General features: G+C 73.2%; 19 protein-coding genes and 1 pseudogene. 10 read left to right on the top strand and 10 right to left on the bottom strand.

The features are described from left to right. Positions 1-6: 6 nt before the first annotated feature. Positions 7-798 (top strand): S1 family peptidase, encoded by a 792-nt coding sequence (locus tag ACIRPX_RS27700; protein WP_404199960.1) that lies wholly within the window; start codon positions 7-9, stop codon positions 796-798. A gap of 108 nt (positions 799-906) precedes the next feature. Here the strand turns inward: ACIRPX_RS27700 and ACIRPX_RS27695 are convergent, their stop codons facing one another. Continuing rightward, positions 907-1,773 (bottom strand): LysR family transcriptional regulator, encoded by an 867-nt coding sequence (locus ACIRPX_RS27695; RefSeq protein ID WP_404199957.1) that lies wholly within the window; start codon positions 1,771-1,773, stop codon positions 907-909. Between the two features lie 88 nt (positions 1,774-1,861). On the opposite strand from ACIRPX_RS27695, the gene ACIRPX_RS27690 reads away from it, so the two are divergent. Beyond that, positions 1,862-2,509, top strand: a complete 648-nt coding sequence (locus tag ACIRPX_RS27690) for a LysE family translocator (RefSeq protein WP_404199955.1) — start codon at positions 1,862-1,864, stop codon at positions 2,507-2,509. A gap of 18 nt (positions 2,510-2,527) precedes the next feature. Here ACIRPX_RS27690 and ACIRPX_RS27685 read toward each other — a convergent pair whose 3' ends face one another. Further along, on the bottom strand, positions 2,528-3,655 hold the full coding sequence (locus ACIRPX_RS27685) for a winged helix DNA-binding domain-containing protein (RefSeq protein WP_404199952.1): 1,128 nt from the start codon (positions 3,653-3,655) through the stop codon (positions 2,528-2,530). Between the two features lie 145 nt (positions 3,656-3,800). On the opposite strand from ACIRPX_RS27685, the gene ACIRPX_RS27680 reads away from it, so the two are divergent. The 3 genes from ACIRPX_RS27680 to ACIRPX_RS27670 all read left to right on the top strand — a co-directional run bounded on the left by ACIRPX_RS27680 (position 3,801) and on the right by ACIRPX_RS27670 (position 6,243). Continuing rightward, the gene (locus ACIRPX_RS27680) at positions 3,801-4,961 is read left to right on the top strand and encodes a magnesium and cobalt transport protein CorA (protein WP_404199949.1); all 1,161 of its coding nucleotides are present in this window, start codon (positions 3,801-3,803) and stop codon (positions 4,959-4,961) included. A gap of 95 nt (positions 4,962-5,056) precedes the next feature. Next, positions 5,057-5,674 (top strand): thiol:disulfide interchange protein DsbA/DsbL, encoded by a 618-nt coding sequence (locus ACIRPX_RS27675; RefSeq protein ID WP_404199946.1) that lies wholly within the window; start codon positions 5,057-5,059, stop codon positions 5,672-5,674. Between the two features lie 128 nt (positions 5,675-5,802). After that, on the top strand, positions 5,803-6,243 hold the full coding sequence (locus tag ACIRPX_RS27670; protein WP_404199943.1) for an SRPBCC family protein: 441 nt from the start codon (positions 5,803-5,805) through the stop codon (positions 6,241-6,243). 116 nt (positions 6,244-6,359) lie between these two features. Here ACIRPX_RS27670 and ACIRPX_RS27665 read toward each other — a convergent pair whose 3' ends face one another. The 5 genes from ACIRPX_RS27665 to ACIRPX_RS27645 form a co-directional block, all read right to left on the bottom strand. After that, entirely contained in the window at positions 6,360-7,511 is a 1,152-nt protein-coding gene (locus ACIRPX_RS27665) for an XdhC family protein (protein ID WP_404199940.1), read from the bottom strand. 70 nt (positions 7,512-7,581) lie between these two features. Beyond that, complete coding sequence (locus ACIRPX_RS27660) at positions 7,582-9,039, bottom strand: NCS2 family permease (protein ID WP_404199937.1); 1,458 nt, start codon at positions 9,037-9,039, stop codon at positions 7,582-7,584. Between the two features lie 169 nt (positions 9,040-9,208). Beyond that, entirely contained in the window at positions 9,209-11,593 is a 2,385-nt protein-coding gene (locus ACIRPX_RS27655; RefSeq protein WP_404199934.1) for a xanthine dehydrogenase family protein molybdopterin-binding subunit, read from the bottom strand. Between the two features lie 5 nt (positions 11,594-11,598). Then, complete coding sequence (locus tag ACIRPX_RS27650; protein ID WP_404199931.1) at positions 11,599-12,183, bottom strand: (2Fe-2S)-binding protein; 585 nt, start codon at positions 12,181-12,183, stop codon at positions 11,599-11,601. Continuing rightward, positions 12,183-13,073 carry an FAD binding domain-containing protein gene (locus ACIRPX_RS27645; RefSeq protein ID WP_404199929.1) on the bottom strand — a complete coding sequence of 297 codons (891 nt, stop codon included), beginning with the start codon at positions 13,071-13,073 and terminating at the stop codon, positions 12,183-12,185. The genes ACIRPX_RS27650 and ACIRPX_RS27645 overlap by 1 nt, the downstream gene beginning before the upstream one ends. Positions 13,074-13,416: 343 nt before the next feature. On the opposite strand from ACIRPX_RS27645, the gene ACIRPX_RS27640 reads away from it, so the two are divergent. Then, a complete protein-coding gene (locus ACIRPX_RS27640; protein WP_404199926.1) occupies positions 13,417-15,120 on the top strand; it encodes a PucR family transcriptional regulator in 1,704 nt (567 codons plus the stop codon). Between the two features lie 152 nt (positions 15,121-15,272). Next, positions 15,273-16,055, top strand: a complete 783-nt coding sequence (locus tag ACIRPX_RS27635; RefSeq protein WP_404199923.1) for a hypothetical protein — start codon at positions 15,273-15,275, stop codon at positions 16,053-16,055. A 4-nt stretch (positions 16,056-16,059) separates the two neighbouring features. On the opposite strand, the gene ACIRPX_RS27630 is transcribed toward ACIRPX_RS27635, so the two are convergent. Continuing rightward, on the bottom strand, positions 16,060-16,353 hold the full coding sequence (locus ACIRPX_RS27630) for a hypothetical protein (RefSeq protein WP_404199920.1): 294 nt from the start codon (positions 16,351-16,353) through the stop codon (positions 16,060-16,062). Between the two features lie 131 nt (positions 16,354-16,484). Continuing rightward, positions 16,485-17,327 carry a GntR family transcriptional regulator gene (locus ACIRPX_RS27625; protein ID WP_404199917.1) on the bottom strand — a complete coding sequence of 281 codons (843 nt, stop codon included), beginning with the start codon at positions 17,325-17,327 and terminating at the stop codon, positions 16,485-16,487. A gap of 920 nt (positions 17,328-18,247) precedes the next feature. Here ACIRPX_RS27625 and ACIRPX_RS27620 point away from each other — a divergent pair. Further along, entirely contained in the window at positions 18,248-19,294 is a 1,047-nt protein-coding gene (locus ACIRPX_RS27620) for a DUF2637 domain-containing protein (RefSeq protein ID WP_404199914.1), read from the top strand. Positions 19,295-19,387: 93 nt separating this feature from the next. Here ACIRPX_RS27620 and ACIRPX_RS27615 read toward each other — a convergent pair whose 3' ends face one another. Further along, the gene (locus ACIRPX_RS27615) at positions 19,388-19,870 is read right to left on the bottom strand and encodes an ATP-binding protein (protein ID WP_404199911.1); all 483 of its coding nucleotides are present in this window, start codon (positions 19,868-19,870) and stop codon (positions 19,388-19,390) included. 188 nt (positions 19,871-20,058) lie between these two features. Between ACIRPX_RS27615 and ACIRPX_RS27610 the strand changes: the two genes are divergently transcribed. Together ACIRPX_RS27610 and ACIRPX_RS27605 are read left to right on the top strand one after the other, a co-directional pair. After that, positions 20,059-20,406: a hypothetical protein gene (locus ACIRPX_RS27610; protein WP_404199908.1), complete on the top strand. Its 348-nt coding sequence runs from the start codon at positions 20,059-20,061 to the stop codon at positions 20,404-20,406. Positions 20,407-20,835: 429 nt separating this feature from the next. Further along, a pseudogene (locus tag ACIRPX_RS27605) lies at positions 20,836-21,404 on the top strand (hypothetical protein); the annotation flags it as partial.

Here is a 21,404-nt window from a genome sequence, read left to right as displayed (position 1 = left end):
AGACTCATGTTCGGGCTCACCCGTGCCAGACCGGCAGCCGCAGTCGTGGCCGCGACCGCCTCGGCGGCCGCCACCGCACTGCTCGGCGCGCCGTCCGCGGCAGCCGCGCCCCAGCCCATCGTGGGCGGCACGACCACCACCACAACGGCCTATCCCTTCGTCATGCAGATCACCGACGCCTCGCAGAACCAGTTCTGCGGCGGCACCCTCGTCTCGGCCACCAAGGTGGTCACCGCAGCCCACTGCATGGCCGGGGAGACTCCCGGCGCCGTCCGCGTCGTCGGCGGCCGCACCTACCTCAACGGCACCGACGGCACCGTCAGCGAGGTCAGCGGGATCTGGGTCGACCCCGACTACACGGATGCCACCCGGGGCGACGACGTCGCCGTACTGACGCTCTCGACGCCGATGCCGTACACGGCGGCCGAGTACGTCACGTCCGCGGACACCTCGGTGTACGCGGCCGGCACCACCGCCCGCATCCTCGGATGGGGCACCACCTCGGAGAACGGCAGCTCCTCCCACCAGCTGCGGACCGCGACCGTCCCCGTCGTGGCCGACTCGGGCTGCCAGAGCTCCTACGGTTCGGACTTCGTCCAGTCCGACATGGTTTGCGCCGGATACTCCTCCGGCGGCGTGGACACCTGCCAGGGCGACAGCGGCGGTCCCCTGCTCATCGGGGGCGTCCTGGCAGGGATCACTTCCTGGGGCGAAGGGTGCGCGGAGGCGGGCTACCCGGGTGTCTACACCCGGCTGACCACCTTCTCCGACCTGGTCACCGAGCAGATCGGCACGTGACCCGGAAGGACTCCTGAGCACCCCTCAGGTGAGAGACAAGGGGGCGTTGCGGGCTACCACGAGCCGCCCGCAGCGCCCCCTTTCCAGTGCCCGCCACCGGCCCGCGGATCAGCTCTCGTGGTCGCCGCAGGCCCGCAGCAGGGCGTCCAGGTGCGGGGGCGGGGCGGCGGTGGACACGGCGAGGCCCGTCGGCACCGAGAGGCCCGGCGCCCGGAACGGCACGAAGGCGACGCGGGGACTGCGCAGCACGCGCGCGTGGGCGGCGTAGACGACCGTCCACGACGGCCGCGTCCCGACGGCGGCGAGGCTCTCGCGCAGCGAGCCGCCCGCCCCTCCGGGCAGCGGATCGAAGCCGGCCTCGCGGCAGGCGCCGTGGACCAGGTCGACCAGGGCGGGGTTGTTGCGCCGCTCGGTGAGGCTCAGCGGCAGCCGGGCCAGTTCCCCGATGCCGATCTCCGCGCGCCCGGCGAGCGGGTGCGTGGCCGGGAGCGCGGCCAGCAGAGGGTCGGGCCACAGGGGCAGGACGCGTACGCCCGGCACGGGCTCGACGGCCCGGACGAACGCGGCGTCGAGCTGCCCGTCCGCGACCCGGGCCAGCCGTTCGCCGGCCGGGAGGGCGAACAGCTCCACGGGCACGTCCGGCGCGCGCAGGGCGAACGCGGCGAGCACCCGGTCCGGGCGCGTGCCGGCCCCCCTGCCGGTGCCGAGCCTGAGGCCCGGCGGCGGGACGACCGCGGCACGCGCCTTCTCGGCGGCGGCCAGTACCGTGCGCGCCTCGGGCAGCAGGCGCCGCCCCGCCGCGGTGAGGCGTACGCGGCGCGGGGTGCGGTCGAACAACTCGGCGCCCAGCTCCCGTTCCAGACGCTGTATCTGCATGCTCACCGCGGACTGGACGATGTGCAGACGCTCGGCCGCCCGTCCGAAGTGCAGCTCCTCGGCGACCGTGACGAAGCAGGCGAGCTGCCGCAGTTCCATGGACCCGACTCTAGGGCCTGTCGCGACAGGCCCTGGCGGGGAGCAGGCGGGCCCTGTTTCAATGAGCGCCCGGACAGGAGTGATACGCATGATGTCCACGGACCGTCTCCTCGCCTTCGCCGTGATGTCCCTTCTGGTCATCGTGATCCCGGGGCCCGGCGTGCTGTTCGTCATCGGCCGGGCGCTCGCCCACGGCCGACGCACCGCCGTGGCGACGGCGATCGGCAACGTCTTCGGCTCGTACCTGCTGGTGGTGGCGGTCGCGGTCGGCATCGGCTCGCTGGTGGAGCGCTCGCTGACGGTCTACCTGGCGGTGAAACTCGCCGGCGCCGCCTACCTCGTGTACCTGGGCGTGCACGCCTTCCGGCACCGCAGGGAGCTGAAGGCGTCGGCCATCAGCACCCGTTCGGACGAGCCGGCGCGGGGTGATCTGCGCACCGTGCTGGACGGTGTGCTGGTCGGGGTCACCAATCCGAAGGGGGTGGTGTTCTTCGCCGCCGTGCTCCCCCAGTTCGTCGACCACCCGGCGGGCCACGTTCCCGTGCAGATGCTGCTGCTCGGCCTGATCCCGATCTCGATCGGCCTGGTCACGGACACCCTCTGGGGCCTGACCGCGTCGGCGGCCCGCGCCTGGTTCGCCCGCTCCGACCGACGACTGTCGCTGATCGGCGGCGCGGGCGGGTTCACGATGATCGGGCTGGGCCTGACGGTGGCGGTGACGGGCCGCGCCGACTGACGCCCGCCGCGGCGCCGGTCAGCCCCGCGGGATCACGGTCCCGAACCGGATGTCGTACGACGCCTGCGGATGCATGGCCGCGAGCATCCGCGCGCCCTCCTCGGCCAGTTCCTCCCGCTCGCGCCCGCCGGGCGTGCCGAAGGGCTCGATGACGAGCGCGTCGTCCGTCAGCTTCCACACCCCGGCCAGGAAGCCGTCGAGGAGGAAGGTGCGGTGCACCACGTTCCCCACCCAGCTGCGGCCCCGGTAGGCGGCGGGGACGACCCGGGTGCGGTCGGCGTGCGAGAGCAGCAGGTTGTCGAACTCGGGCAGGAAGCGCGGCGGGGCGGGGGTGTCCGGGTCGGGGCGGGGGGCGTCGGGGAGGTCGAAGAGCTCGACGCCGTTCTCGTCGCGGAAGACGGCCAGCCGGGGGCGCAGGCGCTCGAAGGGCTCGCGCAGCCGGGTCAGCCCGGCCCAGGTCTGCATGTCCTTGACGGAGGCGGGGCCGAAGGCGGCGAGGTAGCGCAGGACGGTCGCGTCGACGTCCGGCGCCGCCTCGGCGGGCCGGCCCAGCCAGTGCTCGGCGGTGGTCAGGGCGACCTGGCCGCTCCTGCCCCACAGGCCGCGCGGGGTGACCTGGACGAGCGGGAGCGTGCAGCGGGCGGCGATGCCGAGGGACTGCGGGTCGGCGCCGGGCCACTCGGCCAGCAGCGCCTCGCGCAGCTCCTTCATGGTGCGCGGCTCGGCCTCGACCAGCTCACGGGCGAGCGCGGCGAGCCGGCCGAGGTCGACACCGGCGAGCCCCTTGCGGAAGGCGGTCAGTTCGCGGTCGCGGGCCGGCTGGACGAGCGGGCGCAGGGTGAGGCAGTCGTCGGCGGTGTGGGTGTGGATGGTCGAGCGCAGGGTGACGATGCGGACGACCTCGCGGTCCGCCATCAACGCGGACAGGTCCTCGGGGAGGAAGCCGTCGAGCCGGGCGGCGAGCGCGTAGTAGGGCGGCTTGACGTTCTGCGCCTGCAGCCCGAGGAGATGCGACACGGCCGCCTTCGCGTCCAGCGGTGACCGGTGCAGCAGCAACTGCCGTTGCAGGGTTGCGCGGTTGAGCGCGCGGGTGGTGAGCACGGGGCTCGTCGCGGTCGTCGTCCTCGGCCTGCTCGGCTTCGTCATGCTCCGCACGCTAGCCGTCCTTGCGGACACCTGCTGTCCGCAACTCTCACCGGATCCCGGACGCGCGGGCCACCGCGCGTTCGCACGGCCCGGATATCCTGCCCGGGATCACGCAGGCCGCAGGCACGAACCGGGAGGCAGCCGCATGTCCGAGCGACGCGCCCGTCCGGAGCACGCGAACGGGCGCAGGTCCGTCTGGCGCCGCGCGCCGGCCCCGCCGCAGCCGCCGTCGTCGAAGACCGCGCCGCCCGCGGCCGTGCCGGCGTCCGCGGAGCCGGCGGAGGTGGCCAGCGTCGTCCAGGCGGCGCTGTACCGGGACGGCGTCCGCGTCTCCTCGCCGGCCACCCTCGCCGACACCTACCGCGAACTGCGCGACCAGCCCTCCGGCATGGCGTGGATCGGCCTGGCCCGTCCCACCGACGCCGAACTCCTCTCCCTGGCGGCCGAGTTCGACCTGCATCCGCTGGCGGTCGAGGACGCGATGGAGGCCCACCAGCGCCCGAAGCTGGAGCGCTACGGCGACACCCTGTTCGTGGTCCTGCGCGCGGCCCGCTATCTCGACGCCCCCGAGGAGGTCGACTTCGGCGAGCTGCACGTGTTCGTGGGCCCCGACTTCCTCATCACCGTCCGGCACGGCGCCGCCCCCGACCTCTCCGCGGTCCGCCACCGTATGGAGGACTCCCCGGACCTGCTGAAGCTCGGTCCGGAGGCGGTCCTGTACGCCATTCTCGACGCGGTCGTCGACGGGTACGCGCCGGTGGTCGCCGGCGTCCAGAACGACATCGACGAGATCGAGACCGAGGTCTTCCGCGGCGACCCCGAGGTCTCCCGCCGCATCTACGAACTCTCCCGCGAGATGGTCGAGTTCCAGCGCGCCACCCGCCCCCTGGTCGGCATGCTGCACGGGCTGATCGCCGGGTTCTCCAAGTACGGCACGGACGAGGAGCTCCAGCGCCATCTGCGCGACGTCGCCGACCACGTCACGCACACCAGCGAGCGCGTCGACGGCTTCCGCCAGGCCCTGGCCGACATCCTCACGGTGAACGCGACGCTGGTCACCCAGCAGCAGAACGCGGAGATGCGGGCGCTCGCGCAGGCGGGGTTCGAGCAGAACGAGGAGATCAAGAGGATCTCCAGCTGGGCGGCGATCCTGTTCGCGCCGACGCTGGTGGGCACGATCTACGGGATGAACTTCCACGACATGCCGGAGCTGAGCTGGGGCTTCGGCTACCCCTTCGCGATCGGCCTGATGGGCGTGGTCTGCTTCAGCCTCTACGTGATCTTCAAGCGGCGGGGCTGGCTCTGACGGCGGCGCCCGGCGCCACGCCGCGGGCGGCCGAACGGGCGACCTCGCGTGTGTCAGCGGGGCGCGCGGGGTAGCGGGGCGCCAGGGTGGCCGCCATGAAGAAGACGATGCGCCTGCTGGCGCTGACGACCGTGCTGACCTGCCTGCTCGGCGCCGCCTCCGGCGGCCCGAAGGAGGGCGAGCAGTACTTCCGGCTCAAGCACCCGGTCACCGGTGTCGGCGCCCGCCAGGTGGTGGAGGTGTTCTGGTACGACTGCCCGGACTCCTACGCGTTCGAGAAGCCGCTGGAGAAGTGGGCCGCTCGGCAGAGCCCGCGGGTGAAGGTGGTGCGCATCCCCGCGGCCTGGACGGACCACCCCGACCAGCTCGCCTACGCCCGCCTGTTCTACACCCTCGACCGGCTCGGCCTCGCGGAGCGGGAGGCGCTCCCGGTCTTCCGCGCCGTACGCGACGAGCACCAGGACCTGACCACCGAGCGGCGGGTGCTGGCCTGGGCGGCCACGCGGGGGCTCGACGTGGACGCGGTGCGCACCGCCTACCGGTCCAAGGCCGTCGACGCCGAGGTCAAGGCGGCGCCCGCGCTCCGGGAGCGCTACCAGGTGGTCGAGGAGCCCACGGTGGTCGTGGGCGGACGCTTCCGTACGTCGCCGCTGCAGGTCGGCAGCGCCGCCGACACCGTCTCGGTGATGGACCACCTCTACCGCACCGCGTGATCCGCCGGAGGCCGTGCGGTACGGGGGTGCCGCCGGGGCGTCGGCGGCGGCGCCCGCGCGCTCGCCCAAGCGCATGACGTGCGGGTGAACATCGCTGCGTGCGGCGCGGATTGCCTACGATTCGTCGTGTGGTCAACTTCCTTCTCGAACGCACGGCACCGCTCCCCCTCGACGAGGCGTGGCGCCGCCTCACCCGGTGGCGCCGCCACGGCGACGTGGTCCCGCTGACCCGGGTCAGCGTGGTCCCGCCGGAGCCGACCCGGGTCGGCACGCTCGTCGTGGCCCGTTCGGGGATCTGGCCTCTCGCCTTCGACGACCCGATGGAGGTCACCGTCTGGCGCCCGCCGACCGAGACGGAGGGGGGCCTGTGCCGGCTGGAGAAGCGGGGCCGGGTCGTCACCGGCTGGGCCGAGATCGAGGTCCGCCCGGGACCGGGGGGCCGCAGCCGGGTGGTCTGGCGCGAGGAACTCGCCGTCTCCTTCCTCCCCCGCCTCGCCGACCCCCTCCTCGGCGCGGTGGCCCGCTCGATGTTCGGCCGGGCGGCGAACCGCCTCCTCAGGACGGAGTGAGGCGCCCGGAAGGTCCTGGGCCGATGCCTTCGAACGGTCCGTGAACCCGCCGGCGCCGGCGCGGCGCCGCGCGCGGTGATCCGGGCGAGTCCGCGGGGCAGGCCGCGCCGTACCGCTCAGGCCACCGACCCGATCCGTCCCACCGGCACCGCGGTGGTGTCGTGGTGGATCGGCGTGTGGGCGCCGGTGAGGGAGACGCCGGAGCCGCCCCGGCGGTTCGCGACGATCTCCGAGGCGATGGACAGCGCCGTCTCCTCGGGCGTACGGGCGCCGAGGTCGAGGCCGATCGGGGAGCGCAGGCGCGCCAGTTCCAGCTCCGTCACGCCGACGTCACGGAGGCGTTCGTTGCGGTCCAGGTGGGTGCGGCGGGAGCCCATGGCGCCGACGTAGGCGACGGGCAGGCGCAGCGCCAGCCGGAGCAGCGGCACGTCGAACTTGGCGTCGTGGGTGAGGACGCACAGGACGGTGCGGGCGTCCACGGACGTCCGCTCCAGGTACCGGTGGGGCCACTCGACGACGATCTCGTCGGCCTCGGGGAAGCGTGCCCTCGTCGCGAAGACGGGGCGCGCGTCGCAGACCGTCACCCGGTAACCCAGGAACGTGCCGATCCGCACCAGCGCCGACGCGAAGTCGATCGCACCGAACACGATCATCCGGGGGGCGGGCACGGACGACTCGACCAGGACCGTGAGCGGGGCGCCGCAGCGCGAGCCCTGTTCGCCGATCTCCAGGGTGCCGGTGCGCCCGGCGTCCAGGAAGGCACCGGCCTCCGCCGCGACCGTGCGGTCCAGTTCGGGGTGGGTGGCGAAGCCGCCCTGCCACGAGCCGTCGGGGCGCACCACGAGCGCCCGGCCCAGCAGTTCGGCGGGTCCGGCCACGATCCGCGCCACCGCCGCCGCCTCCCCACGGGCGGCGGCGGCGAGCGCGGACGCGACCGCCGGACGGGCGGGATCCTCGGCCCGTACCGGCGTGACGAGGATGTCGATGATGCCGCCGCAGGTCAGTCCGACCGCGAAGGCGTCCTCGTCGCTGTACCCGAACCGCTCCAGGACGGTGTCGCCGTCCTGGAGCGCCTGTTGGCACAGTTCGTACACGGCACCCTCCACGCAGCCCCCGGAGACCGAGCCGATCGCCGTGCCGTCGGCGTCCACCGCGAGGGCGGCGCCGGGCCGGCGGGGCGCGCTGCCGCCGACGGCCACCACGGTGGCCACGGCGAAGTCACGTCCCTGCTCGACCCACCGGTTCAGCTCCTCGGCGATGTCCAGCATCTGTCGGTCTCCTCACGGGGTTGCTGCGAAGGGCTGGGGCGCGGGCGGCTGAGCGGCTCCGGCGGAGCGCTCAGCGCACGCCCATCCAGCTCTCGATCGGGCTGAGTGCGAAGTAGATCAGGAAGATCGCCGTCAGGCCCCACATGAACGCCCCGATCTCCCGCGCCTTGCTCTGGGCGATCTTGATGGCGACGTAGGAGACGACTCCGGCCGCGACGCCCGCGGTGATGGAGTACGTGAACGGCATGATCACGACGGTCAGGAAGACGGGGATCGCGGTGCCGCGGTCGGCCCAGTCCACGTGGCGGGCGTTCATCATCATCATGGCGCCGATCACCACGAGGGCCGCGGCCGCGACCTCGCCGGGGACGATCGCCGTCAGCGGGGTGAAGAACAGGCACGCCGCGAAGAACAGGCCGGTGACCACGGAGGACAGGCCCGTGCGGGCTCCCTCGCCGACACCGGTCGCGGACTCGACGAAGACCGTCTGGCCCGACGCCCCGGCGACGCCGCCGATCGCGCCGCCCGCGCCGTCGATGAACAGCGCCTTGGACAGACCCGGCATCCGGCCCTGGTCGTCGGCCAGCCCGGCCTCGGTGCCGACGCCGATGATGGTGGCCATGGCGTCGAAGAAGCCGGCCAGCACGAGCGTGAAGACGATCATGCCGACGGTCATCGCGCCGACGCTGCCCCAGCCGCCGAACTCCACCTTCCCGAACAGCGAGAAGTCGGGCATGGAGACCGCGCTGCCGTGCAGTGCGGGTGGGCCGCTCGCCCACTGCTTCGGGTCGATGACGTCCAGTGCGTTGAGGACGACGGCGACCACGGTGCCGCCGACGATGCCGATCAGGATCGCGCCGGGGACGCCGCGCGCCAGGAGCATGAAGATCGCGAGCAGGGTGATCGCGAAGAGCAGCACCGGCCAGCCGGCGAGTTCACCGGCCGGGCCGAGGGTGACCGGAGTCGCCTTGCCCTGGTGCACGAAGCCGGCCTTCACCAGGCCGATCAGGGCGATGAACAGGCCGATGCCCATGGTGATGGCGTGCTTGAGTGCGAGCGGGATCGCGTTCATGATCATCTCGCGCAGGCCGGTGACGACCAGCAGCATGATGACCGCGCCGTACATCACGCACATGCCCATGGCCTGCGGCCAGGTCATCTGCGGAGCCACCTGCGAGGACAGCACGCCGGAGACGGACAGGCCCGCGGCGAGGGCGAGCGGCACCTTGCCGGCGAAGCCCATGAGCAGCGTGGTGAAGGCCGCCGCGAACGCCGTGGCGGTGATCAGGGCCTTCTGGCCGAGCGTGTCCCCCGCCGCGTCCTTGCCGGACAGGATGAGGGGGTTGAGCAGCAGGATGTACGCCATCGCCATGAAGGTGGTGACACCGCCGCGCACTTCTCGTGCGACGGAGGATCCTCGCTGGGATATGTGAAAGTACCGGTCGAGCCAGGACCTGCCGGCCGGGACGCGGGATCCTGCACCCGCGTCGTCGGCGGTGGTCGCCGGCTCCAGAGACTGCTGGGTCATGTGGGCCTACTCCCAAGGTTCACAGGGGCACCCGGCAGCGCCAGGGGGCGACTGCGGGATTTGGGATGGTGCTGCGGCCGCACGACCCGGGGGACGGCCCGAGACGAACGATCTGGTTTCTCCGGGCGGCGCGGAAGGTGTGACGTCCCGTGCGCCGCCCGGAGGTATTTCACACGGTGCCGGTGAGGTGCTCGGGCCGGACCGGGGTCCTGTTCAGTTCGAGACCGGTGGCGTTGCGGATCGCCGCGAGGACAGCCGGGGTCGACGACAGGGTCGGTGCCTCACCGATGCCACGCAGCCCGTAGGGGGCGTGGTCGTCGGCGAGTTCGAGCACGTCGACGGGGATGGTCGGCGTGTCGAGAATCGTGGGGATCAGGTAGTCCGTGAAGGAGGGGTTCCTGACCTTCGCCGTCGTGGGATCGACGATGATCTCCTCCATCACCGCCACGCCCAGGCCCTGGGTGGTGCCACCCTGGATCTGGCCGACGACGGAGAGCGGGTTGAGCGCCTTGCCGACGTCCTGGGAACACGCCAGTTCGACGACCTTGACCAGGCCGAGCTCGGTGTCGACCTCGACGACGGCGCGGTGCGCGGCGAAGGAGTACTGGACGTGGCCGTTGCCCTGGCCGGTACGCAGGTCGAAGGCTTCGGTCGGGCGGTGCCGCCACTCCTCCTCCAGCTCGACCACCTCGCCGTCCAGGACGTCCGCCAGGTCGGCGAGGACCTCGCCGCCGTCGGTGACGACCTTGCCGCCCTCCAGGAGCAGCTCGGCGGTGGCCCAGGCCGGGTGGTACGTGCCGAACTTGCGGCGGCCGATCTCCAGCACCCGCTCGCGGACGAGCTCGCAGGCGTTCTTCACGGCGCCGCCGGTGACGTAGGTCTGCCGGGAGGCGGACGTCGAACCGGCGCTGCCCACCTGGGTGTCGGCCGGGTGGATGGTCACCTGCGCGACGCCCAGCTCGGTGCGGGCGATCTGCGCGTGGACGGTGACACCGCCCTGCCCGACCTCCGCCATCGCGGTGTGCACGGTGACCACCGGCTCGCCGCCGACGACCTCCATGCGCACCTTGGCGGTGGAGTAGTCGTCGAAGCCCTCCGAGAAGCCGACGTTCTTGATGCCGACCGCGTAGCCGACGCCCCGTACGACGCCTTCGCCGTGGGTGGTGTTGGACAGGCCGCCGGGCAGCTGCCGTACGTCCGCGCCCTCGCTGGACTCCCACTGGCGCTCCGGCGGCATGGGCATCGCCTTGACGCGGCGCAGGAGTTCGGCGACCGGGGCCGGGGAGTCGACCGGCTGCCCGGTCGGCATGACGGTGCCCTGCTCCATGGCGTTGAGCTTGCGGAACTCCACCGGGTCCATGCCCAGCTTCGCCGCCACCTTGTCCATCTGCGCCTCGTAGGCGAAGCACGCCTGGACCGCGCCGAAGCCGCGCATCGCGCCGCAGGGCGGGTTGTTGGTGTAGAGGGCGATGGCCTCGATGTCGACGTCGTCGATCACGTACGGGCCGGCCGACAGGGACGAGGCGTTGCCGACGACCGCCGGGGAGGCGGAGGCGTAGGCGCCGCCGTCCAGCACGATCCGGCACTTCATGTGGGTGAGCTTGCCGTCCTTCGTGGCCCCGTGCTCGTAGAAGAGCTTCGCCGGGTGGCGGTGGACGTGCCCGAAGAAGGACTCGAAGCGGTTGTAGACGATCTTGACGGGCTTGCCGGTGCGCAGCGCCAGCAGGCAGGCGTGGATCTGCATCGACAGGTCCTCGCGGCCGCCGAACGCGCCGCCGACGCCGGCCAGCGTCATGCGCACCTTGTCCTCGCGCAGACCGAGCACGGGCGCGATCTGGCGCAGGTCGGAGTGGAGCCACTGGGTGGCGATGTAGAGGTGGACGCCGCCGTCCTCCTCCGGCACCGCGAGGCCGGACTCCGGGCCGAGGAAGGCCTGGTCCTGCATGCCGAAGGTGTACTCGCCCCGCACGATCACGTCGGCGCGCTTCGCGGCCTCGTCCGCGTCGCCGCGGACGATCGGCTGGCGGTGCACGATGTTCGGGTGCGGGACGTGGCCGAAGTGGTGGTCGTCGCGGCCCTCGTGGACGAGGACGGCGCCGGGCGCGGTCGCGGAGGCCTCGTCGGTGATGACCGGCAGCTCGCGGTACTCGACCTTGATCTTGGCGGCGGCGCGGCGCGCGGTCTCCGGGTGGTCGGCGGCGACGATCGCGACCGGCTCGCCGTGGTGGCGCACCTTGCCGTGCGCGAGGACCGGGGTGTCCTGGATCTCCAGGCCGTAGTTCTTCACCTCGGTCGGCAGGTCGTCGTAGGTCATGACGGCGTAGACGCCCGGGGTGGCCAGCGCCTCGCCGGTGTCGATGGACACGATCTCGGCGTGCGCGACCGTGGAGCGCAGGATCTGGCCCCACAGCATGTCCTCGTGCCACATGTCGGACGAGTACGCGAACTCGCCGGTGACCTTGAGGGTGCCGTCCGGGCGGAGCGTGGACTCGCCGATGCCGCCCTTGGTCTGCGACCCCTGGGTGATCTTGGTGGGAGCTCCGTTGGTGGGCATCGGGCTCAGACCGCCTCTCCCTGCCGGGCGGCCGCGAGGCGGACCGCGTCCATGATCTTCTCGTAGCCGGTGCAGCGGCACAGGTTGCCCGACAGCGCCTCGCGGATGTCCGCGTCGCTCGGGTTCGGGTTGCGCTCGAGCATCTCGTCGGCGGCGACCAGCAGACCGGGCGTGCAGAAGCCGCACTGGACGGCTCCGGCGTCGATGAACGCCTGCTGGATCGGGGAGAGTTCGCCGCCTTCGCCGGTCTGCGAGTCCTGGCCCTTGGCCGCCCACTGCCGGGCGTCCTGCAGGGACGTGCCGCACGCCCCCGAGGCGCAGCCGCCGCCCTCGGCGCGCTGCTTGGCGAAGTCCGCCAGGCCCTCGACGGTGACGACCTCACGGCCCTCGGCCTGCCCGGCCGCGACCAGGCAGGAACAGACCGGCACGCCGTCCAGGCGGACCGTGCAGGAGCCGCACTCGCCCTGCTCGCAGGCGTTCTTGGAGCCGGGCAGGCCCAGGCGCTCGCGCAGGACGTAGAGCAGGCTCTCGCCCTCCCAGACGTCGTCCGCCTCCTGCGGGCGTCCGTTGACGGTGAAGTTGACGCGCATTACGCAGCTCCCTCGGTGATGCGGCGGGCGCCGCGGTAGGACTCCCAGGTCCAGGTGAGCGTGCGGCGGGCCATGACGCCGACCGCGTGGCGGCGGTAGCTCGCCGTGCCCCGGACGTCGTCGATCGGGTTGCACGCGCCGGAGCACAGCTCCGCGAACTGCTTGGCGACCGACGGGGTGACGATCTTTCCGTTGTCCCAGAAGCCGCCCTCCTCGAGCGCCGCGTTCAGGAACTCCTCCGCGGCCTTCGCCCGGACGGGGGTGGGCGCGGCCGAGCCGATCCCGGTGCGGACCGTGCGGGTCGTGGGGTGCAGCGCGAGACCGAAGGCGCACACCGCGATCACCATCGCGTTGCGGGTTCCGACCTTGGAGTACTGCTGCGGCCCGTCGGCCTTCTCGACGTGCACCCACTTGATGAGTTCGTCCGCGGCGAGTGCGTTGCGCTTCACGCCGGTGTAGAACGCGTCGATCGGGATACGGCGGCTGCCGCGCACCGACTCGACCTCGACCTCGGCGCCGGCCGCCAGCAGGGCGGGGTGGGCGTCGCCGGCCGGGGAGGCGGTGCCCAGGTTGCCGCCGACACCGCCGCGGTTACGGATCTGCGGGGAGGCGACCGTGTGCGAGGCGAGGGCGAGACCCGGCAGCTCGGCGCGCAGGTTCTCCATGATCGCGGTGTACGGGACGGAGGCGCCCAGCCGTACGCTCTCCTCGCCGACCTCCCACTCGAAGAGGTCGCCGACGCGGTTCAGGTCGAGGAGGTACTCGGGCCGGCGGTGGTCGAAGTTGATCTCGACCATCACATCGGTGCCACCCGCAATCGGCACAGCGGTGGGGTGCTCGGCCTTCGCGGCGAGCGCCTCCTGCCAGCTGGCGGGGCGAAGGAAGTCCATTCCCGGCTCTCTTCTTCGTCTCGTGGTCGTACGGATCGAGCCAGATCGGGTGCGGCGGTCGCGGCTCGTTCATGTGCTGTTTACGCGAAGTGGAGCCAGTACACAGCGCCGTACTCCGCCGGGGTCAGTCACGGAAACCATGAAGGAGTTGGCTGGCCAGGCCGGGCATCTTGTAGATTCGTATGAACGGAGGTCATCAGTAACCTCTTGGTTTTCCTGTAGAAACGCAGGAAACAGCCTGGCAATCGAAGGATGCGCCGGACACGGCGGTCGCCGGGCGCCTGTCACCGGCCCTCCTCACCTCACATCGTAGATTTCGAGACAAAGAACGGCGGCGACGAGAATGCGGCTGCGCGCACTGCTGGACACCGACGCGCTGGGCCTGCGGCTGCTCGGCGGCGAGGACGAACTCGACCGCACCGTGCGCGGTGTGATGACGACGGACCTCCGCGATCCCAGCCGCTACCTCTCGGGCGGGGAGCTGGTCCTGACCGGACTGGCCTGGCGCCGGGACGCCGACGACTCGGAGCCGTTCGTACGCATCCTGGCGCAGGCCCAGGTGGCCGCGCTGGCCGCCGGTGAGGCGGAGCTGGGAGCCGTCCCCGACGATCTGGTCGCGGCCTGCCTGCGGCACCGGCTCCCGCTGTTCGCGGTGCACGAGTCGGTGGCGTTCGCGACGATCACCGAGCACGTGGTGCGCCAGGTGTCCGGCGAGCGCGCCGGCGACCTCGCGGCCGTCGTCGACCGGCACCGGCGGATGATGACCTCGGGCCCGGCGGGCGGCGGCCCGGACGTGGTCCTCGACCTGCTCGGCTCCGACCTGGACCTGCGGGCCTGGGTGCTCTCCCCCACCGGGCGGCTGATCGCCGGCCCCAAGGTCGCGGGGCCGCCCGGGATGCCCGCCGACCTCTGCGCCAAGCTGGCGGCGGAGCACCTGGCCGCCGTGCGCACGGGCCGGCGCGGGCCGCACCGGGTGACGCTCGGCCCGGCCACCTACAGCCTCTTCCCGATCCGGTCCTGGGGGCACCGCCCGGCGGCGGCCGGGGGCGGGCGTTCCGGTCAGGCCGCGCGGGACGTGCGCGAGACGGTGCTCTCCGACTGGCTGCTCGCCGTCGAGGCGGACGCCGGGGACTGGCCCGCGGAACGGCTCGACCTGCTCCAGGGCGTCACCCAGCTGATCTCGGTCGAGCGGGACCGCCGGGACGCGGCGCGCACGGTGCGCAGACGGCTGGCGCAGGAGGTCCTGGAGCTGGTGCAGTCGGGCGCGGCGCCCGCCGAGATCGCCGCCCGGCTGCGGGTGGCGGCGCCGGTGCTGCTGCCCGGCCTCGGGGCCGCCCCGCACTGGCAGGTGGTCGTGGCCCGGGTGGAGTGGGCGGGTGCGGACGTCGAGGCGGGGCCGGTCGCGCAGGCGCTCCTGGAGGAGATCCTGGTCGACCCGCTCGCCACCGGCCCCGAACCGTCCGACCGCATCGCCGTGGCGCACACGGGCGACGAGGCCATCGCGCTCGTACCGCTGCCCGCCGTCTCGGCCGAGCACGACGGCTCCGAGGCCGGGATCCTCGCCGACACGCTGCTGGAGTCCGTCCGGGACCCGCTGTCGGCGGGCCTGGACGACGACGGACAGGTCACGCTCGGCGTCAGCGCGGCCGTGCACTCGGCGGAGGGGCTGCGCGGCGCGCTGGAGGAGGCGCGGCACGCACGGCGGGTGGCGGCGGCGCGGCCCGGGCGGGTGTGCGCGGCGGGCCACCAGGAGCTGGCCTCTCACGTGCTGCTGCTGCCGTTCGTGCCGGACGACGTCCGCCGCGCCTTCACCGCCCGGCTGCTGGATCCGCTGCGCGAGTACGACCGCCGCCACCGCGCCGAGCTGATCCCCACGCTGGAGGCGTTCCTCGACTGCGACGGCTCCTGGACGCGCTGCGCGACCCGGCTGCACCTGCACGTCAACACGCTGCGCTACCGGGTCGGGCGGATCGAGCAGTTGACGAGCCGTGACCTCTCCCGGCTGGAGGACAAGCTCGATTTCTTCCTGGCGCTGCGGATGAGCTGAGGTCACACGGGCCCCGTCCGTCGTGGCACCAGGTGCCGTCGCCGTCCCACGACTTTGTGAAATCCTTCACCCACCCTCTTGGCCGGGCGCCGGGATTCGTGCTGAGATGCCGCCACCACTCATAGCTCGATGGCGTGCTCGGGGAGGGCAACGTGGCGCATACCGCCATGTCTGGTTACGGAACGACCGCTGGTGACGATCCCCTCCAGACCGCGGTATGGCGGCTGCGCTCGCGGGCCTGCTGGGCCGACGCGGCCGCGCTGCTCCAGCCCGGCACGGCGGACGCCGCCCTGCAGCGGGCCGCGCTGCTGGTCGAGCGGTGCCTGTACACCGAGCAGGGCTGGGAGGACGCCGAGGACGCGCTGCGCACGGCCGAGGCGCAGGCCCACACCGACGACGAGCGGGGCGCGGCCGCTTGTGAACGCGGGCACCTTGCGTACGCGGCGACGCTGCACGGAGTGCGCGACCGGGCCGACGAGGCGCGGGCGGCTCTCGGGCGGGCGGCGGCGCTGATCGCGCCGGGCGCCGCGGGCCGGGCCGTGCTGGACTTCCGGCGCGGGCTGCTCGCGGAGAACCTCACCGCGTCGCCGCAGGCCGCCCGGGCGGCGTTCCGGCGGGCGCACGCGGGCGCCACCGCCCACTCCGACCCGCTGCTGCTGTCCTTCACCTGGCGCCACCTCGCCGGGCTCGCGCTGCGCGAGGGCGAGCTGGCCGAGGCGCGGCACGGCTTCGCCGAGTCCCTGCGCATCCGCGAGGAGCTGGGCTACCTGGTCGGCACGGCGCCCGCGCTGGTCTCGCTGGCCGACACCGAGCCGGAGCCGGAGGCGTCGCGCCTGCGGGAGGAGGCACGGCGGCTGTTCCGGCTGCTCGGGGGCGTACCGACGTGGCTGGCACGGCAGCTGGCCCCGCCGGCCGCCGGAGCGGCGACGGCCTGACCCGTCAGCGGTGCAGGACCTTGGTGAGCAGGTGGTGGAGCGAGCCCAGGACGGAGTCGCGCAGTGCGGCGTCACGGGCGAGGACCACGACCACGACGACCAGCAGCAGGAACGGGACGAGGCCGCCGGCCCGGCCCCGGCGCCCCGGGTGGACCGGCGCGGGCGGCGGACGGTGGCCCCGCCGCACGGCGTCCTGGACGGCCTGCTGATGGGCCCGCACGGCCTGCTGGTGCGCCTGTCGCGCCTGCTGCTGGGCCTGCTGAGCGGCCTGCTGGGCGTAGAAGGAAGGGTCGGGCATCGGTGTCTCCTCCGTCACCGACACGCACGGTCCGTGCCGTGTGCGGACGTCCACGCGTGGCGCGCGGTGAGGGTTCGCCGCGTCGGGAACCGTCACCTGGAGCCCACCGTTCCGTGACGGCGGCCGCTCACTCAGGGCGCACCGGTGAAGTGCTCCCCCACCAGTCCCCGTACCACCTCGAGGTCGCGGGCGATCAAGGCGTCGAGCAGCGCCGCGTGTTCGGCGGCGTCCGCGAGGAGCTCGGTGCGGCGGCGGGACGCCTGGGCGCCGACCAGGGGCCACTGGGCCCGGCGGTGGAGGTCGTCGGCGATCTGCACGAGCTGCTCGTTGCCGGAGAGGGAGAGCAGGCCGCGGTGGAAGGCGCGGTCGGACTCGGCGTACGTGGCGCGGCAGCCGGAGGACGCGGCGCGGACCGTCGCCTCGGCCAGCGGGCGCAGTTCCGCCCAGCGCTCGACCGGGACCGTGCGGGCCAGCCGCAGCACCACCGGGACCTCGATCAGCGCGCGGACCTCGGCCAGTTCGGCCAGCTCACGGGTGCCGCGCTCGATCACCCGGAAGCCGCGGTTGGGCACCACCTCGACCGCGCCCTCGAGCGCCAGCTGCTGCATCGCCTCGCGCACGGGTGTCGCGGAGACCCCGAACCGCTCCCCCAGTGCCGGGGCCGAGTAGACCTCGCCCGGGGCCAGCTCGCCCGCCACCAGCGCCTTGCGCAGCGCGGCGAGGATCTGGCCGCGCACGGAGGCGCGCTGCACCGGGCGGGGCGGCGAGGGGGGAGCCCCCGCGCGCGCCGAGCTCAGCGTGGGGGACGGCGGCTCGCTGTGCGTGTGCTCGCCGCGGGTGGCGCCCGCACGGGGGGAACCCCATCGCTCCCGGTCGACGTCGGCGGCGGCGGGCTGCTGCGGCACCCGCGGCATGGCCGCCGCCCACACCTCGGCAGTCCCCGTCTCCGCCGAGCCCTGTGCGCTCTGCCTCACGGGTCCTCCTTGGGACGTATCGGTACTTGGGGCCATTACGGCGGGTTGTTACTCGCCCGTCAAGCACCATAGGCGCAGGAGCCGTCAGTTCAAACCTCCACGAGTTCGGATAAGGCAAGGCTTACCTCCAGATGAGCCCGGATCGACGGTCCCGCACTCCCGCCGCACCTCGTGCCTCCGTTGGCGCTCGCGGCCGCGCGCACCTGGACGACCAGGGCTTTTCCGGGTCCGAAGAGTTCCCGGCCGCCGGTCAGCGCGCCGCGGTGCCCGCCGCGCGAGGTGCCGGTTCCCCGTCCCGGACGTCGCCCGCGACCGCGCCGCACGGGACCTCCCCGCCCGCCGCCCGGTCGCGCCCCGGCCGCCGTCGCCCGCCTGCCCGGCGCCCCGGACACCACGACGCCGCACGCCCCCCGCTCCGCCGCCTTCCGGGGGCCGGCCGGGCCGGGCGGCGCGTCCCCACCCGCGCCCGGAGGACACGGGAGGGACCCCGGGCACCGGGGACGGGCGAGAGTGGTTGCAGGTTCCGCACCGCGCGCCCCCAGGACACATGTGCCGCCCGTCCGCGCACCCGTCACGCGGACCGGATGGCCAAGCCGCCGGTCACGAGCACGAATTGAGGCACCCTCAGGGCGGCGGACGCCGTCCGTGCCGTAAGATCGGCCGCGGAACGAGACGCCCGTCCGGTTACAGGCAATTCACAACTTCCTCACTTGCCGCAGGAACTTTCCGTGGCACCACCCGTACGGGTAGTCTTATTCGAACTCAACTCCCGCCCCTCAAGCGGCAGTTCGAGCAGATCGCTGCCATGGGCATCCCCTTGCACTTCCTTGGCGGCCTCTTGCCCCGAAACCCCCTGAGGGCCGGAGGGATTGGGCCACTATGGCGGGCGTTACGCCCTATCCCAATGCAAGGGACCCCAGATGAGACTGACCGACATATCGCTGAACTGGCTGCTTCCGGGCGCCGTACTGCTCCTGGGCATGCTGGCGGCGGTGGCGGTACTCGCGCGCAGCAAGCGGTCGGGGGAGCACGCGAAGACGGACGACTCGTGGGAGCGCAGCGAGGAGCGCCGCAGGCGCAAGGAGGCCATATACGGCACCGCTTCCTACGTCCTGCTGTTCTGCTGTGCGGCGGTCGCCGCCGCCCTCTCCTTCCACGGCCTGGTCGGCTTCGGCCAGCAGAACCTCGGCCTCACCGACGGCTGGGAGTACCTGGTTCCGTTCGGCCTGGACGGCGCGGCCATGTTCTGCTCCGTGCTCGCGGTGCGCGAGGCCAGCCACGGTGACGCGGCGCTCGGCTCCCGGATACTCGTGTGGACGTTCGCGGGTGCCGCGGCCTGGTTCAACTGGGTGCACGCGCCGAGGGGCATCGACCACGCGGGCGCCCCGCAGTTCTTCTCCGGCATGTCGCTGTCCGCGGCCGTCCTGTTCGACCGCGCGCTGAAGCAGACCCGCCGCGCCGCCCTGCGCGAGCAGGGCCTGGTGCCGCGTCCGCTGCCGCAGATCCGCATCGTCCGCTGGCTGCGGGCCCCCCGCGAGACGTACAAGGCCTGGTCGCTCATGCTCCTGGAGGGCGTGCGCAGCCTGGACGAGGCGGTCGAGGAGGTGCGCGAGGACCAGCGGCAGAAGGAGAGCAACCGGCTGCGCCGGCGCGAGCAGGAGCGTCTGGAGCGGGCCCAGCTCAAGGCCATCAGCCGCGGTCACCGCGGGTTCATCGGCCGTGGCGGCGGCCGTCAGAGCGAACCGCAGGCCCTGGAGCGGGCCTCCTCCGCCTCGGTCTCGGCGGAGCCTGCCATAGCGAACCCGGAACCGCTGCCCGTACGCTCTCGTCCCTCCCTGCAGCCCGTCCGCAAAGGGGGTTCTGAAACGGTGACCGTCGATCTCACCGCGGAGGACGACACCATGGCCCTGCCGCGCCTCGACTCCCTGGAGCGCAAGCTCAAGGACCTGGAGCAGCAGTTCGGTTAGCAGCGGCGTGACGGAACAAGGGGGCGCGGCCGGCGGGCCGCGCCCCCTTCCCGTCGCCGCCCGGCCGGGCGGGCGGGAATTGTCGGACACCCCCTAGGCCGCTCCGGCGTCCAGTTCGAACCACACCACCTTCCCCACGCCGTGGGCGCGGACCCCCCAGGCGTCGGCGAGGGACTGCACCAGCAGCAGACCTCTGCCGTGCGTGCCGTCGTCGGTGTTGGTGACGCGCAGTCTGGGTCTGCGGGCGACGAAGTCCCGTACCTCGACCCTCAGCGCACAGGGTGAGACGGTGGCCGTCAGGACCGCGTCGGTGTCGGTGTGGATGAGTGCGTTGGTGACGAGCTCGCTGGTCAACAGCTCCGCCACCTCCGAACGGCCGGGCCTGCCCCACTGCGTAAGCAGCTCGCGCAGTGCCCTGCGTGCCTCGGGCACCGCCTTCAGGTCGGACCGTCCGAGTCTCTGCCGCAGCTGGGACGGCTCCGTGTGTCCCGCGCCGCCGTCGTCCTCTACCTCCGCCGTCTTCGCCGAGAAGGCCCCGATCGCCGTGGGACCGCCCCCTCGTGCCTGCCTCTTCATGACCCCCGCCCGCGTTCTGATGTCGGTCCCCTCCGTGTCGAACACGTTCACGGAGGATGCTTGCCCCTCTGGGCACGCGCCAGTCATGTCGATTGCTCAACGACCAGGCGTTCGGCCACGGATGCGACGGTTCCGGCCGGGGAGGTGCCCTCCTGGGCGGTGCCGTCCGAGCCCCGGGGGGAGCCGCCGTGCACGGCGCCCGGCTGCTGGTGGAGGCGCGGCTGGAGCGCGCCATGGGACGGTTCGTGCGGCCCGCCCGGTACGCGGAGCGTGTGCCACTGGTCCTGTCCGTCCGGCATGTGCCGGGCGAGTCCGTCTCCGTGCACAGGGCGCCGCAGGCCGAGTTCGCCGCCTTCACCGCCGGAACGGCGTGGGGAAAGCCCTGGTCGACGCGTTGGTTCCGGTTGACCGGCCGGGTGCCCGGCACATGGGCGGTCCGCCGTGTCACGGCGGTGATCGAGCCGGGCTTCTCCGGCGACGGCCCCGGTTTCCGGGCCGGGGGGACTTGGTCTACGACGCCTCGGGCGCGCCCTTGAGGGCATCCGCCGGCGCCACCGGCACCATGCCGTCGGCTCCCCGGCGAGCGGAGGCGAACCGGTGCATCTGCGTCCGGAGGCGGCCGCCGATCCGGCTGTTCCGCACGGCTTCGCCCCTACGCGTCCGGGCGACGTACTGACCGCAGGGGATCGGACCATCTACCGGTTCGGCTCTGCCGACCTCGCCGTACTCGACGAAGGCGTGGGGCAGCCGGTGCCGGATGTGGAGGTGCTGTCGGAGCTGAGGCGCGAGCCGCCCATGGACCGGTCACTCCGGCACGGGATCCTGCACGCCCTGGAGGACGGGCCCGACGCCCTCGACCTGCACGACGTCTCCGGTACGGCGCCCGCTCCCCGGGGCGCGCCGACCGACGTGCCGCGCGCCCCTTCGGCAATGCCACGGCGCTCGCGGCCGACTGCCCGGAGCCGGTGTTCCCCCGCTCGCGGGCCCGGCGGTACGCCTGGGTGAAGCAGAACCAGCCGCGCGTCTGGGAGCGGGTCGAGAGGGCGGTCCGGGACGGCAACCGGGCCCCGGTGGGTTCGATGTGGCTGGGGCCGGACGCCAACATGCCCGGCGGTGGGGCGCTCGCGCGGCAGATCGTGCACGGAATGCGGTTCTTCGCCGAACAACTCGGCGTGGAGACCGAGGAGTTCTGGCTGCCGGGCTCCTGCGGCCGCGCCGCGGCCTTCCCGCAGCGCGCGAAACTGGCCGGAATCCGCTGGTTCCTGACCCAGAAGCCGAGCTGGAACCGGTCCGACACGATCCCCCACCACACCTTCTGCGGGAGGGCATCGACGGCACGCGCACCACCCGCACGGCCCGGGCGTGGAGGTGGGGCTCTGCGAGTCCCGGGCCGCGGTGACGGACGTGCTGGAACGGCCGCGGGCCCCCCCCCCCCCGCCCCGCGGGGGGGGGGGCCCGGGCCGGGCAGCGACACACCCGGCCGGGGGGCCCGGGGGGACAACCCGGCCCCCCCCCCCCACACGCCCCCGGGGGC

Origin of the sequence: Streptomyces sp. NPDC101225, from assembly GCF_044767585.1 — a bacterium.
Classification (GTDB): domain Bacteria; phylum Actinomycetota; class Actinomycetes; order Streptomycetales; family Streptomycetaceae; genus Streptomyces.
This window is presented reverse-complemented; position numbering and strand designations above follow the sequence as displayed.